Origin of the sequence: Propionivibrio sp. (genome assembly GCF_041441355.1) — a bacterium.
In the GTDB taxonomy this organism is placed as follows: Bacteria; Pseudomonadota; Gammaproteobacteria; order Burkholderiales; family Rhodocyclaceae; genus Propionivibrio.
This window is the reverse complement of record NZ_JASDTF010000034.1, coordinates 1-12228: the sequence shown is the minus strand read 5'-3', so window position 1 is coordinate 12228 and position 12228 is coordinate 1. Positions and strand designations below refer to the sequence as shown.

The window sequence follows — 12228 nt, the reverse complement described above, 5'->3', positions numbered from 1 at the left end:
ACCCGCTGACCGCTTCTGCTGACGCTTCTTACACCACGTCCCGGGACACGATCTGACAATGCATGACCCTCCCTGGCCCATCTGCAAAGGATGGGATTTGCACCGCGCCCCCTGGCGCGGTTTTTTTTGCCCAGAGGGATGTGTTCGTCCGTACCGAATCAACGGCGGCAGGAGGAGCCGCCCGCTGGCGTCATCCGGTTCTGTATCGCAGGCGTGGCAGCGAGGCATTCTCAGCCCCCTGCGTTTTCAAGCGCTTTCATCCGAAACGCCCCTCTTGCCAAACATCACTCGCCTTCTCGCCGGTGGCGCCCATCCTGTCAGGGCCGCAAGGAAGCGGATTTGCGTTCCATTTTTGCGATTTTTCTGGATTTTTTTCACTTTTTCGTCAGAATGGCGAATTCTTTTCAGCCAACCACCTGGGGGACACCACCATGCAAATCCTCAAAAAACTCCTCTGCGCCGCCGGCCTGATCGCTTTTGCCGCCAGCGCCCAGGCCCAGAACAAGGAACTCGTCGTCGGTTCGAGCGCGACCTACCGCCCGTTTGCCTACGAGACCCCGACCAAGGAAATCGTCGGCTACGACATCGACATCATCAAGGCCGTGGCCCAGAAGGCCGGCCTGCAGATCAAGATCGTGAACACCCCGTGGACCGGCATCTTCGCCGCTCTGAACAACGGCGACGTCGACCTCGTCATCTCGGGCGTCACCATCAACGAGAAGCGCAAGCAGTCCTACGACTTCACCGCCCCCTACTTCGAAGCGCGCCAGCTCATCGCCGTCAATAAGGACAGCACCGTCAAGAGCCTCAAGGACCTGGCCGGCAAGAAAGTCTCGGTCGTCACCGGCAGCACCGCCGACGACATCGCCTCGCGCGAATTCGGCAAGACCAGCCCGGACATCCGCCGCTTCGAAAGCACCCCGGTGATCATCTCCGAGCTCGCGAATGGCGGCGTCGACGCGGCCATCGGCGACAACGGCGTGATCGCCTTCCGCACCCAGGAGCACAAGCACCTGAAGACGGTGGCCGACGCCAACTTCCCGAAGGAATTCTTCGGCATCGTCGTCAAGCAAGGCAACAAGGCGCTGCTCGACAAGCTCAACACCGGCCTCGCCGCCATCAAGGCCGACGGCACCTACGCCCAGATCTACAAGAAGTGGTTCCAGGCCGACGCGCCGGCGCTGCCCGCCCAATAAGGAGCGCTGAAGTCTAGGTATGGAACAGGTTCTCTGGTTCGGCTGGTTCCGGGCCGACATCGTCGCCGAATACGCCCAGCTCTTCTGGCACGGCCTGCAGATGACCATTCTGGTCACCGTCATCTGCATCGTGCAAGGGACTGGGCTGGGCCTGCTGCTCGGCATGGCGCGCCTCGCCGAGGCCCGCCATGCGCCGGCCAAGCAGCTGTGCAAATTCCTGCTGCGCTGGCCGGCCACGGTCTATGTCAGCTTCTTTCGCGGCACCCCGCTGTTCGTGCAATTGCTGCTCATGCACTTCGCGGTCATGCCGCTGTTCGTCAATCCGGCCGACGGCCTCATCGTCTCCGGCGAAGCGGCGCGCCACCTCAAGCAGAACTACGGCGCCTTCCTCTCCGGCATCGCCGCGCTGACGCTCAACGCCGGCGCCTACATCTCCGAGGTGTTCCGCGCCGGCATCCAGTCGATCGACCGCGGGCAGTTCGAGGCTTCGCGCTCGCTCGGCCTGTCCTTCGGCCGCACGATGTTCCATGTGGTGCTGCCGCAGGCCTTCCGCCGCATGCTGCCGCCGCTCGGCAACAACGCCATTTCGTTGCTCAAGGACTCGTCGCTGATCTCGGCGATCGGCCTCGCCGAAATGGCCTATGCCGCGCGCACCGTGGCCGGGGCCTACTCGCGCTACTGGGAGCCCTACCTGACGATTTCGCTGATGTACTGGATTCTGACGCTGGGCCTCGCCTACGCGGTTAAACGACTGGAGGCGCGCTATGGCCGCGGTGATTCGCGTTAAGGGGCTGCAAAAGCGCTTCGGCGATCTGGAAGTGCTGCGCGGCATCGACTGCGCCATCACCGCCTCCGAAGTCGTCTGCGTCATCGGCCCCTCGGGCTCGGGCAAGAGCACCTTCCTGCGCTGCCTGAACGGGCTGGAAGATGCCAGCGGCGGCGAAGTGCTGATCGGCGAAACCTCGGTGCACCACCCGAAAACCGACGTCGACGCCTTGCGCGCCGACATCGGCATGGTCTTCCAGCGCTTCAACCTCTTCCCGCACAAGACGGTGCTGGAAAACATCACCCTCGCCCCCGGCGTGGTGCGCAAGCTCGCCCCCGACGCGGCGCGCGAGCGTGCCCGCATGCTGCTCGAACGGGTCGGCCTCATCGACAAGATCGACGCCTACCCCAACCAGCTCTCGGGCGGCCAGCAACAGCGCGTGGCGATTGCCCGCGCACTGGCCATGCAGCCGCGCATCATGCTCTTCGACGAGCCGACCTCGGCGCTCGACCCGGAAATGGTCGGCGAAGTCCTCGCCGTCATGCAGTCGCTCGCCGAAGAAGGCATGACCATGGTCGTCGTCACCCACGAAATGGGCTTCGCCCGCCAGGTCGCGCACCGCGTCCTGTTCATGGACGAAGGCCGCCTGGTCGAAGAAGGCACGCCCGCCGAACTGTTCGACAACCCGAAGGAAGAGCGGACGCAGCGCTTTTTGTCGAACGTGTTGTAAGGCGGAAGGGGCCGGAGAAATCCGGCGGAGAAATGGAAACGGGCAAGCAAATCGCTTGCCCGTTTTGTTTGGCAATCGGGAGAAAAGCTGACAGTGACCGACCCATAGTCTAGCGCCGAGCGCTCAAAAGCGAATTTCTAACCTCAAGGGTAACGAAGCAGCTAGAGGCGCCGGCTTATGCGCTCAGTTGAGCAGAAAACCACGTTAGCCAATCAATACGTTTTTCGCGTTTTTAATATCCCATTTTCATCAAAGACAAACACTATGTTCTTTTTCCCGTTATTGCACACCCACCCGTCGTCCGTTCCATCAGTGATTCCGAAACAAGACATTCTGTTGGTATAGTTTTTGACTTGGCATTTCAGCGTCACTCCGTTCTGGAGTATCAAATACCCGCTTTCATTCAATTGCTCTTTGGATGGAGCGGGGCAATTGCTATCCACCTTGCCAAGTTCATCATGACTTGCACAGCCCTGTATCAACAGAAAACCAATTAGAAACGGTGAAATCAGAGTAATTTTTTTCATAATTTGTTTTCTTGAATACCATTGGCGCAACAGGAATGGCGGGAACATCGGACGGCTACTCGCCGCCGATTTCTCCTCTTCAGCGCGGTGACAATTGGAACCAAGCATCCCGTTCCATCCATCGCGCCCGACCATCCTACCCAACGCCATTGGAATAATCAATGCACCGCGAGGCCGGCAAGACCAAAGAGCCTTAAGCGGCAATTCCTGCCGTTTCAATCCCTTATAAACCGGCCACAACGCCCCGCTTTCGCCACCATACGCCAACGGCACAAATCTTGCTGCTGACGGTGACATCCCCTTTTCCGTCTCCGGAGGCGAAGATGATCATCGACACCCGTGCGCCCTTGGCATCGATTGTCGTCCGCAATGTTGCCGACACCCGCCCGGCTGGCGCTGCGAACTACGCGCCCGCAGCCGAAGCTGCCCAGAAGCAGAGCGACGCATCTCGCAGCTGCAGTGCCAAAGGGACGGAAGCCGAGCGCTTGCTCAAGGAACTGCGCGACTACATCGACAAAGCCCCCATCGTCGCCCTGCGCGAGAAGATCCTCAAGTCGATGAACCTCACGGAAGAAAAACTCAAAGCAATGACGCCCGATCAGCAGAACGCGATCGAGGCGGAGATTGCGCGCAAGATTAAGGAATACCTGCTCGAGCAACAGGAAGCGGCGAAGAGCCCGATTTCACCGCAGCAGGCTCAAGCCAGGCTGCTCGCCTATCAGGCAATGCACGCGACGCCGAAATAAGGCGCCGGCCGCCGCGGCCCGAAGCGTCGGCGGCGTGCGTTCTGGCTAACCTGTCGGCACGCCGCGCTTTTCACAGCGCGCATCACTGAAGGGGCCACCGCTTTTCTCCCAGCCGTCGCCCGGAGAATGCTGGCTGCAGACGGTCTGACCGCTGAGCTTGCTGCTCCAGCGGTACCACGGCGCGGGCTTGGCGAGCGCGGTGGCGGCGAGCGTCAGCACCACGGCAGAAAACACGGCCCGCCGCCATGCACTCGTCCGCGCTTTCATCCCCGCTTTCGTTCCCGCATTCATCCGCTTTTCCATCCCGACGCCCTTTCCATACTGCGCGCCGCCCATTTCCGCCTAGCGCAGCAAGCCCATGAGGAGGACATCGCAGTCCTGGCCAGCGATGCAAAAACCGCGCCGCAAAGTGCCCTCATACTCAAAGCCACAGCGCTCGTAAAGCGCCATGGCCCGGGTGTTGTCGGCGCGCACGCTCAGCTCGATGCGCGTCAGCCCCTTGGCCCAGGCCGCGTCGATGGCCGCCCGCATGAGACGTTCGCCCAAGCCTTGCCGGCGCGCGGCGGGCAGCAGTGCGATGCCGAGCGTGCCAATGTGAGCGCGCGCTTCGCCCATCTGCGGCGAGACATCGACCCAGCCGACGACCTCCCCCTCGCCGTCGAGCGCCACGAAATGCGGCGCGCCGCAGGCCTTCAGCGCACGATAGAAGGAGAACGACTGCTCAAGCGGCGGCGCCTGGATGAAGGCGAGGTATTTCTCTTCACGGGCAACGATGTCGATGGCGCGATGGAGGCTCGAGTAATGGGCTTCGGTGGCGGGAGCGAGGGTGTAGGGCATGGCGGCGGAGGCGAAAAATGAAAATCGCGGCGATCGGTCCGGAATCAACACCGCTGTGCGCGAATGATCCTGAACCAACGTGCAATCCGGTAAAAGGTGACGAACTGGACGACGACGACGGCAAGAAAAGTCAGCAAGCCAAAGAAATCGCTGCCGATTTTGGCCAGGTTGATGGCGATCTGGAGGTGGCTTTCGGCAAGCAAATCGATGGATTCGCGCAAGCCAAGGACGACGGCCCAGTAAAGCGACCAGACCACGCCATAGGTCGTCACCGAGACGGGAACAAAGAGGCAGGTAAACTCGGTGACAAAAGCGGGATTCGCTTCGCCGCCCGCCGCCTCATAGGCCTTGAGCACGCCCAGGATCGAGATGGCAGCCACGATGACCGCCTCATAGTATGAAAGCCAGGAACCGAGCGGATTGGCCGAGGCCAAGCCGGAGTACATGAAGACGACGAAGATCACAAAGCTCGCAGCAAGATAATGGGCACGTGCTTTGGGATCAAGTTCATGCTGGATCAGCTTGGCCGCCAGCCGCTGGGCACTGAAGAAATGAATGGGCATATTAGGGCGCCGGGATTGAGCAACGCTCAGGCGCCCAAACATGCAGAAAAATGACCGCGTTCAGGCACCAGACACACGCCCCATCGTACGCCATGCGCCCGGAATGCTCAACGCAAGGCGCCGCGGGAGTGGCCTGGAAGGCGCATCTGGATGCGGCTTCCAGGCATGCCGCGCTGGAATGACCGCTGGATGCGCCTTGCAGGCCAGCGTCATTCCACGCGCTTAAACCCTTTAGCCGAGCTTGAGATGGATGCCGTAGTTACGGGACGAGCCGGCGGCCACGTCCAGGTTGATCGTGGGTTCAGGGCGAAGCCTGCGGCGCCTCGGCGCGATGTACCGCGCGCCAGCGTGCCAAGGCGGCGACGCCGTCCTCGAGTCGGGTCAGGCACAAAACGCCGCCGGGCGGCGTCAGGCGGTCAACACCGCCGCCGCCGACCCACAGCTCGGTTTGAGCGGGCAGCAAGGGCCGGAGCTGCTGCAGGAGGACCGGAATCTGCCGGCGCGGATAGGCCACGGAAAAGGAGAGCGCAACGACATCGGCCCGATGCGCCTCAGCCGCCCGGCCGATCTCCAGCAGCGGCATCTGGGTGCCGAGCGGAATGCACTGCGCGCCCTCGAGCGACAGCAGGGCTTCGAGCATCAGCAAGCCGAGGATGTGCTGTTCGTCCGGAACACTGGTCAGCACTACCCGTGGCGCACCCAGGCCGCGCGGCAAGGCGACGATGGCCTGACGCAAGACCCGTTTGGTCAGCTCGGTAAACAAGTGCTCCTCGAAAACTTCGAAGCGCCCCGACTCCCAGGCCTCACCGACCCGTCGCGTCAATGGCACGACGATGTCCTGGACAAACCGCTGCAGGCCTTGACGCGCGAGCGCTTGCTGCAGGGCAAAAAGGTAGCCGTCGGCGTCGTGCTGTTTGATCAGCGCCAACAGCGCTTCGAGCCCCGCCTCATCGATGCCCGAGGCTTCGAGCGCAGCGCGCGGGCGATGCCGCGGCGCCAGCAGGGCGAGCTCCTCATCGTCGGCCGCGATCAGCTTCCCGGGGCGATGCCCTTGATCCATCAGGCGTTTGATCAGACGTAGGCGTTCGACCTGGGCCGCGGGATAGAGACGCTCGCCGTTGGCATCGCGCTCCGGAACGGGGAAACCGTAGCGCCGTTCCCACATGCGAAGAACGTCTTTGGAGAGCCCGGTCTCCCGTTCGACAGCCGCGATATTGAAATCCAACATGGTTGTTTTGTCCTAAACAAAAACTCGACAAACGCTTGACAAGCCATCCATCGATGCCTATCTTACGAACAAACCACAGATTTGTCCAGGACAAAACAAGGCCGACATGAACACAACCAACACCCAAACCAAGCGTATCGCGGTCATCGGCGCCGGAATTTCCGGCCTGAGCGCGGCCTGGCTGCTGAGCCGTCAGTACGCGGTGACCGTTTTCGAAGCGGGGAACACCCTCGGCGGCCACACCAACACGGTCGACGTCAGCCTCGAAGGCAAAACCCACCCGGTGGACACCGGCTTTCTGGTGTTCAACGAAAAAACCTACCCCAACCTGATCGCCCTCTTCGCGCACCTCGGGGTCGAGAGCGTCGAGACCGAAATGAGTTTTGCGGTCAGCCTCGAAAACCCGGCGCTGGAATGGGCGGGAAGCAGCCTGGCCACGCTCTTTGGTCAGAAGAGCAACCTCCTCCGCCCGGCCTTCTGGCGCATGCTGTCCGACATTCTGCGCTTCAACCGCGAGAGCACGGCCTGGTTGCGCACGCACCCCGATGAAGCGCTGTCCCTGCGGGAATTCCTGCGCCAAGGGCGGTACTCGGCGGCATTCTCGGACTGGTACCTGCTCCCGATGGCCGCGGCGATCTGGTCGTGCCCGACCGGCCAGATGCTCGACATGCCGCTCGCCACCTTCATCCGCTTTTGCGACAACCACGGCCTGCTGCAGGTCTTCAACCGGCCGCTGTGGCGCACGGTCAAAGGCGGGGGCCGGGAGTACGTGCGCAAGATCGCGGCCCAACTTGCCGCGCAATCCGCCGAGATCCGCCTCGCCTGTCCGGTGCACGCCGTCCGCCGCGACCCCGCAGGCTTGCGCGTCACACACGCCCACGGCAGCGCGGTTTACGACGAAGTCGTCCTGGCCTGTCACAGCGACCAGGCCCTCGCCCTCCTCGGCGACACGGCCAGCGCCGAGCAACGGGCGGTGCTGGCCGCCATCCGCTATCAGCCGAACCGCGCGGTGCTGCATACCGACCCGGCGCTGCTCCCGCGCGAGCGCAAGCTGTGGTCGGCCTGGAACTACTTCGCCGGCGTCGGCGAGCCGGGCAAGCAGCCGGTCGGGGTCTCCTACCTCATCAACACCTTGCAACCCCTGCCCTTCACCACGCCGGTGGTGGTGACGCTGAATCCGGCCCGCGAGCCCGACCCGGCGAAAGTGCTCGCCGAGTTCGACTACGCCCACCCGATCTTCGACGGCCCAGCGATTGCCGCCCAGCAGAAGCTGGCCGACGTTCAGGGCCAGGGCGGAGTCTGGCTGGCCGGCGCCTGGGGCAGCTATGGCTTCCATGAAGACGGCTTGAAATCGGGCCTGCGCGTCGCCAATGCCCTTGGCGTCCAAGCGCCCTGGCAGGGCGAACCGCTCGAGCAGCCGAGCGCACGCCGGACGGCTTGAGCCTGCCATGAACGCCCGCCCCCGCCTTGCCCTCGGCCACGTCATGCACCGGCGCGTGCGCCCGGCGGTGAACGCCTTCGTCTATCCGGTTTTTTACCTGCAGCTGCCGCTGCGGACGCTGGCCGAAGCGCGGTGCGCCGTTTTTTCGATCGACCGCTGGAACCTCCTCAGCTTTCACACCCGCGACCACGGCCCGCGCGACGGCCGGCCGCTGCTGCCGTGGATTGAGCAACAGCTCGCCGAACACGGCCTGCCCCAGGACGGCGAAATCATCCTGCAGACCTTTCCGCGCGTTCTCGGCTTCGTTTTCAACCCGGTCAGCTTCTGGTTCTGCCATGACCGCAGCGGTCAGCGCATCGCCATCCTCGCCGAAGTGAACAACACCTTTGGCGGCACGCACAGCTACCTCCTGCATCGCGGCGGCGCGCCCTTGAACGACGGCGATGAGCTGCGCGCCGAAAAATGCTTCCACGTCTCGCCGTTCAATCTGATCGAAGGCGGCTACCGCTTCCGTTTCCGGCAGGAGGGCGCCGTGCACCACGCCCACATCGACTACGACGATGCCGAAGGCGAGGTGCTGCGCACCGCGATCACCGGCACGCCGCAGCCCTGGTCCGCCGCCGCGCTGCTCGCCGCCTTCCTGCGCATGCCTGCCCTCACCCTCGGGGTCGTCCTCCGCATCCACTGGCAAGCCCTCAAGCTTTGGCTCAAGGGCGTCCCCTTCCGCGGGGCGCATCCCGTTCAACGTCCTCTTCAGGAGTCGATCAAATGAACCCGACCCTCGACCACGCCCTGGCCCTTCGCCCCCACGAAGCCCTGCCCCGCGATACGCGGACCGTCTTCCAACTGCTCGCCCAGCTGCGGGGCGGGCTGCTCGAAGTCCGCCTGCCGAACGGCAGTGCGGTCCTCTTTGGCGACGGCGAAAGCGGGGTCACCTTGCAGGTCCACGACACGGCCTTTTTCAGTCGCGTGCTGGCCCGCGGCGACATCGGATTCGCCGAAGCCTACCTCGACGGACAGTGGGACTCGCCCGACCTCACCGCCCTGCTCACCCTGCTCGCCCGCAACCGCGACGCCCTGACGCACGCCATCTACGGCTCGTGGCGGCAACTGCTGACGGCGCGAATCCGGCACTGGTTCAACGGCAACAGCCGCACCGGCAGCAAACGCAACATCATGGCCCACTACGACCTGGGCAATGCGTTCTACCAGCAGTGGCTCGACCCGAGCATGAGCTATTCCTCGGCGCTGTATCGCGCCGAGGACGACGGTTCCCTGCTCGCCGCCCAGCAGGCCAAGTACCGCCGCATTCTCGACCGGCTCCAGGCCGAGCCCGGCGCCCACGTTCTGGAAATCGGCTGTGGCTGGGGCGGCTTTGCCGAAATGGCGGTCGCGGACGGACTGCAGGTGACCGGCCTCACCCTGTCGCCGGCGCAACTGGCCTGGGCCCAGAAGCGCGTCCCGCAGGCCGATCTGCGCCTCGAAGACTACCGCGACACGCGGGCGCACTACGACCATCTGGTGTCCATCGAGATGTTCGAAGCCGTGGGCGAAAAATGGTGGCCCAGCTATTTCGCGACCCTGGCTAAAGCCCTGAAGCCCGGCGGACGGGCCGTGGTCCAGAGCATCACCATCGACGACCGGCTGTTCGCCAGTTACCGGCGCGGCACCGATTTCATCCAGCAGTACATCTTTCCCGGCGGCATGCTGCCCTCGCGTTCGGCGTTCAGGAAGGCGGCCGAGCGCCAAGGCCTTCAGGTCACCGACGAATTTGCCTTCGGAATCGACTATGCGCGCACCCTGGCGGAATGGCACCGTGCGTTCGAAGGCCGTTGGCCACAGATCGCGGCCCTCGGGTTCGACGACACCTTCCGCCGCCTGTGGCGCCTGTATCTCAGCTATTGCGAGGCCGGCTTCCGGGCCGGAAACATCGATGTCGTCCAGTTCGAACTCGCGCACCGCTAGCCTCCGCGCCCCGGCCCCACAGCCGCCGAGCACGGCGCGGCGCGCCCTGCTCCTGGCCGCGCTGTGCGCCCCACTGCTCGCCCGCAGCGCATCGGCACAGGCCAGCATCGCCCCCTATTCGGGTTTGCGGCGCTGGGGCAGCGGCAGCTTTCGCCGGCTCGGTTTTTGGGTGTACGACGCCACGCTGTGGGCCGGGGACGATCCGCTCCGGCCGCCGCTGGCGCTGCGTCTCGACTACAAGCGCAGCATTGCTGGCAAAGTCATCGCCGCAGCGAGCGTCAAGGAGATGCGCCGTTTCAGCACCGACGACGACGCGCTGCAGGCCTGGGGCGCGGCGATGCAGCGCATTTTTCCCGACGTCCAGCCCGGCGATCACATCCTCGGGCTCTATCGCCCCGACGGCGCGCATTTTTACCACAACGACCGCCCGATCGGCGCCATCGACACCCCGGGGTTCGCCGCGACCTTCTTTGCCATCTGGCTCGATGCGCGGACCAGCGCCCCGGAACTGCGGGCCGCGCTGCTCCAGCGCCCGGAGGGCTGAAATGACGCGCGGATCGGCCTGGGCATACGGCGCACTCGGCCTGCCGCTGGCCTTTGCCTCCCTGCCGATCTACGTCCATGTCCCGCGCTACTATGCCGAGACCGTCGGCCTCGAACTCGCCGTGCCCGGGGCCATCCTGCTCGGCACCCGCTTGCTCGACGCCTTCATCGACCCGTGGCTCGGCGGACTCGCCGACCGCTGGCCGCGGCGGCGCATGCTGGCCGTCGGCCTCGTCCCGTTTGCCCTCGGTTTTGTCGCCCTGCTCAATCCGCCGGCGCAGTTTTCCGCGCTCTGGTTGCTCGCTTCGCTCACCCTCACCTACCTCGGTTTCTCGGCGGCGTCGGTGGCTTACCAGGCCTGGGGCGCCGCGATCGGCACGGATTCGGCGCAGCGGACGCGGCTGACGGCCGCCCGCGAAGGCTACGGCCTCATCGGTGTCGTTCTGGCCGCGGCCTTGCCAACATTTCTGGCCAGCGACCTGAACGCCGGCATCGCCCGCCTGGCCTGGATTCTCCCGCCGCTGCTGCTGATCGCGGCGGCAGCCACTTTTACGCACGTCGACGCCGGCCCGGCGCAATACTCGGCCAACGAGCCGCTGTTTCACAGCGTGCAGCAGGCCTTACGCGACACGGCCTTTCGCCGCTTGCTGGGGGTCTTCATCGCTAACGGAATTGCCGCGGCCTTACCGGCCACGCTCTTTCTCTTTTTCGTGGCCGACGTCCTCGACGCCGAAAGCGCCAGCGGCCCCTTGCTGGCCCTGTATTTCGTCGCCGGCGCTGCGTCGTTGCCGCTGTGGGTACGGCTTGCCGCAGCTCTGGGGCGCGTGCGCAGCTGGAGCCTGGCCATGCTGCTGGCGATGCTGGCCTTTGCCGGAACCAGCGTGCTGAGCGCCGGCGACCTTGTCGGCTTTGCTCTGGTCTGTCTGGCGACCGGCATCGCCCTCGGGGCCGACCTCGCGCTGCCCGCCGCCATCGCCGCCGACCTCGGCGAGCGGCACGGACGTTCGGGCGCCTACTTCGGCGTCTGGAATTTCATCGCCAAGCTCAATCTGGCCCTGGCGGCCGGACTCGCCCTGCCGCTGCTCGACCTGCTCGGCTACCGGCCCGGCGACGCTGGGGGGCACGCGGCGCTCGTTTTCGCTTACGCCCTGCTCCCGCTGGGTTTCAAACTGCTGGCCGCCACACTACTCTGGCGCTGGCGCGACACTCTGGAGGTCCGCTCATGACCCGCTGCTGGACTGCACTGCTCGTTTCTCTTGGCCTCACCGCCTGCGCCTCTCCGGGCGTCGAACACTACCGCGCCGAGCACCCGAAGCTCGATCTGCAGCAGTACCTGAACGGAACGCTCGACGCCTGGGGCATTTTCCAGGGGCGCTCGGGTGACGTGAAGAAACGTTTCCAGGTGCGCATCGAGGCCAAATGGGACGGCGACACCGGCGTCCTCGACGAACAATTCAGCTGGTCCGACGGCACCCGCACACAGCGGATCTGGACGCTCAAACGCCAGCCCGACGGAACCTACCGCGGCACGGCCGACGACGTGCTGGGCGAGGCGGTCGGCGAGCTGGCGGGCAACGCGCTGCGCTGGCGCTACGTGCTGGCCCTGCCGGTCGATGGCACGACCTACGCGGTCGATTTCGACGACTGGATGTTCCTGATGGACGACAAGGTGATGCTCAACCGCTC

Annotated in this window: 15 protein-coding genes; 10 read left to right on the top strand and 5 right to left on the bottom strand. The window is 64.5% G+C overall.

Annotated elements, in window-relative coordinates:
- Nucleotides 1–431: 431 nt before the first annotated feature.
- The 3 genes from QMB55_RS11985 to QMB55_RS11975 are packed head-to-tail and all read left to right on the top strand — an operon-like array spanning nucleotide 432 to nucleotide 2692.
- A complete protein-coding gene (locus QMB55_RS11985; protein ID WP_497588944.1) occupies nucleotides 432–1196 on the top strand; it encodes a basic amino acid ABC transporter substrate-binding protein in 765 nt (254 codons plus the stop codon).
- A 19-nt stretch (nucleotides 1197–1215) separates the two neighbouring features.
- Nucleotides 1216–1983: an amino acid ABC transporter permease gene (locus QMB55_RS11980; protein WP_497588943.1), complete on the top strand. Its 768-nt coding sequence runs from the start codon at nucleotides 1216–1218 to the stop codon at nucleotides 1981–1983.
- Nucleotides 1970–2692 carry an amino acid ABC transporter ATP-binding protein gene (locus QMB55_RS11975; RefSeq protein WP_497588945.1) on the top strand — a complete coding sequence of 241 codons (723 nt, stop codon included), beginning with the start codon at nucleotides 1970–1972 and terminating at the stop codon, nucleotides 2690–2692. Before QMB55_RS11980 ends, QMB55_RS11975 begins: the two co-directional genes overlap by 14 nt.
- Nucleotides 2693–2904: 212 nt before the next feature.
- Here the strand turns inward: QMB55_RS11975 and QMB55_RS11970 are convergent, their stop codons facing one another.
- Nucleotides 2905–3516 (bottom strand): hypothetical protein, encoded by a 612-nt coding sequence (locus QMB55_RS11970; RefSeq protein ID WP_497588942.1) that lies wholly within the window; start codon nucleotides 3514–3516, stop codon nucleotides 2905–2907.
- Between QMB55_RS11970 and QMB55_RS11965 the strand changes: the two genes are divergently transcribed.
- The gene (locus QMB55_RS11965; RefSeq protein ID WP_497588941.1) at nucleotides 3498–3965 is read left to right on the top strand and encodes a hypothetical protein; all 468 of its coding nucleotides are present in this window, start codon (nucleotides 3498–3500) and stop codon (nucleotides 3963–3965) included. The genes QMB55_RS11970 and QMB55_RS11965 overlap by 19 nt on opposite strands.
- A 45-nt stretch (nucleotides 3966–4010) precedes the next feature.
- Here the strand turns inward: QMB55_RS11965 and QMB55_RS11960 are convergent, their stop codons facing one another.
- The 4 genes from QMB55_RS11960 to QMB55_RS11945 all read right to left on the bottom strand — a co-directional run bounded on the left by QMB55_RS11960 (nucleotide 4011) and on the right by QMB55_RS11945 (nucleotide 6593).
- Nucleotides 4011–4268, bottom strand: a complete 258-nt coding sequence (locus tag QMB55_RS11960; protein WP_497588940.1) for a hypothetical protein — start codon at nucleotides 4266–4268, stop codon at nucleotides 4011–4013.
- A 39-nt stretch (nucleotides 4269–4307) separates the two neighbouring features.
- Nucleotides 4308–4802, bottom strand: coding sequence for a GNAT family N-acetyltransferase (locus QMB55_RS11955; protein ID WP_497588939.1), 495 nt, complete (start codon nucleotides 4800–4802; stop codon nucleotides 4308–4310).
- Nucleotides 4803–4846: 44 nt separating this feature from the next.
- Complete coding sequence (locus QMB55_RS11950; RefSeq protein ID WP_497588938.1) at nucleotides 4847–5407, bottom strand: hypothetical protein; 561 nt, start codon at nucleotides 5405–5407, stop codon at nucleotides 4847–4849.
- Between the two features lie 259 nt (nucleotides 5408–5666).
- Nucleotides 5667–6593 (bottom strand): MerR family transcriptional regulator, encoded by a 927-nt coding sequence (locus QMB55_RS11945; protein ID WP_497588937.1) that lies wholly within the window; start codon nucleotides 6591–6593, stop codon nucleotides 5667–5669.
- A gap of 106 nt (nucleotides 6594–6699) precedes the next feature.
- Here QMB55_RS11945 and QMB55_RS11940 point away from each other — a divergent pair, with 106 nt between their 5' ends.
- The 6 genes from QMB55_RS11940 to QMB55_RS11915 all read left to right on the top strand — a co-directional run.
- Nucleotides 6700–8034 carry an NAD(P)/FAD-dependent oxidoreductase gene (locus QMB55_RS11940; RefSeq protein WP_497588936.1) on the top strand — a complete coding sequence of 445 codons (1335 nt, stop codon included), beginning with the start codon at nucleotides 6700–6702 and terminating at the stop codon, nucleotides 8032–8034.
- A gap of 7 nt (nucleotides 8035–8041) precedes the next feature.
- Entirely contained in the window at nucleotides 8042–8806 is a 765-nt protein-coding gene (locus tag QMB55_RS11935; protein WP_497588935.1) for a DUF1365 domain-containing protein, read from the top strand.
- The gene (locus tag QMB55_RS11930) at nucleotides 8803–9999 is read left to right on the top strand and encodes a class I SAM-dependent methyltransferase (RefSeq protein ID WP_497588934.1); all 1197 of its coding nucleotides are present in this window, start codon (nucleotides 8803–8805) and stop codon (nucleotides 9997–9999) included. Before QMB55_RS11935 ends, QMB55_RS11930 begins: the two co-directional genes overlap by 4 nt.
- Nucleotides 9968–10543 carry a chalcone isomerase family protein gene (locus QMB55_RS11925; RefSeq protein ID WP_497588933.1) on the top strand — a complete coding sequence of 192 codons (576 nt, stop codon included), beginning with the start codon at nucleotides 9968–9970 and terminating at the stop codon, nucleotides 10541–10543. The genes QMB55_RS11930 and QMB55_RS11925 overlap by 32 nt, the downstream gene beginning before the upstream one ends.
- Before the next feature lies 1 nt (nucleotide 10544).
- Nucleotides 10545–11768 (top strand): MFS transporter, encoded by a 1224-nt coding sequence (locus tag QMB55_RS11920; RefSeq protein WP_497588932.1) that lies wholly within the window; start codon nucleotides 10545–10547, stop codon nucleotides 11766–11768.
- On the top strand, nucleotides 11765–12228 hold a 464-nt coding region (locus tag QMB55_RS11915), incomplete at its 3' end, for a DUF3833 domain-containing protein (RefSeq protein ID WP_497588931.1). The genes QMB55_RS11920 and QMB55_RS11915, both read left to right, overlap by 4 nt.

Excerpts from the sequence above, each read along its gene's own strand:
- QMB55_RS11950 (WP_497588938.1), bottom strand. The coding sequence starts at position 5,407 with ATGTTTGGGCGCCTGAGCGTTGCTCAATCCCGGCGCCCTAATATGCCC.
- QMB55_RS11970 (WP_497588942.1), bottom strand. The coding sequence starts at position 3,516 with ATGTCACCGTCAGCAGCAAGATTTGTGCCGTTGGCGTATGGTGGCGAA.
- QMB55_RS11945 (WP_497588937.1), bottom strand. The coding sequence starts at position 6,593 with ATGTTGGATTTCAATATCGCGGCTGTCGAACGGGAGACCGGGCTCTCC.
- QMB55_RS11960 (WP_497588940.1), bottom strand. The coding sequence starts at position 4,268 with ATGGAAAAGCGGATGAATGCGGGAACGAAAGCGGGGATGAAAGCGCGG.
- QMB55_RS11985 (WP_497588944.1), top strand. The coding sequence starts at position 432 with ATGCAAATCCTCAAAAAACTCCTCTGCGCCGCCGGCCTGATCGCTTTT.
- QMB55_RS11935 (WP_497588935.1), top strand. The coding sequence starts at position 8,042 with ATGAACGCCCGCCCCCGCCTTGCCCTCGGCCACGTCATGCACCGGCGC.
- QMB55_RS11980 (WP_497588943.1), top strand. The coding sequence starts at position 1,216 with ATGGAACAGGTTCTCTGGTTCGGCTGGTTCCGGGCCGACATCGTCGCC.
- QMB55_RS11930 (WP_497588934.1), top strand. The coding sequence starts at position 8,803 with ATGAACCCGACCCTCGACCACGCCCTGGCCCTTCGCCCCCACGAAGCC.
- QMB55_RS11920 (WP_497588932.1), top strand. The coding sequence starts at position 10,545 with ATGACGCGCGGATCGGCCTGGGCATACGGCGCACTCGGCCTGCCGCTG.
- QMB55_RS11955 (WP_497588939.1), bottom strand. The coding sequence starts at position 4,802 with ATGCCCTACACCCTCGCTCCCGCCACCGAAGCCCATTACTCGAGCCTC.
- QMB55_RS11925 (WP_497588933.1), top strand. The coding sequence starts at position 9,968 with ATGTCGTCCAGTTCGAACTCGCGCACCGCTAGCCTCCGCGCCCCGGCC.
- QMB55_RS11940 (WP_497588936.1), top strand. The coding sequence starts at position 6,700 with ATGAACACAACCAACACCCAAACCAAGCGTATCGCGGTCATCGGCGCC.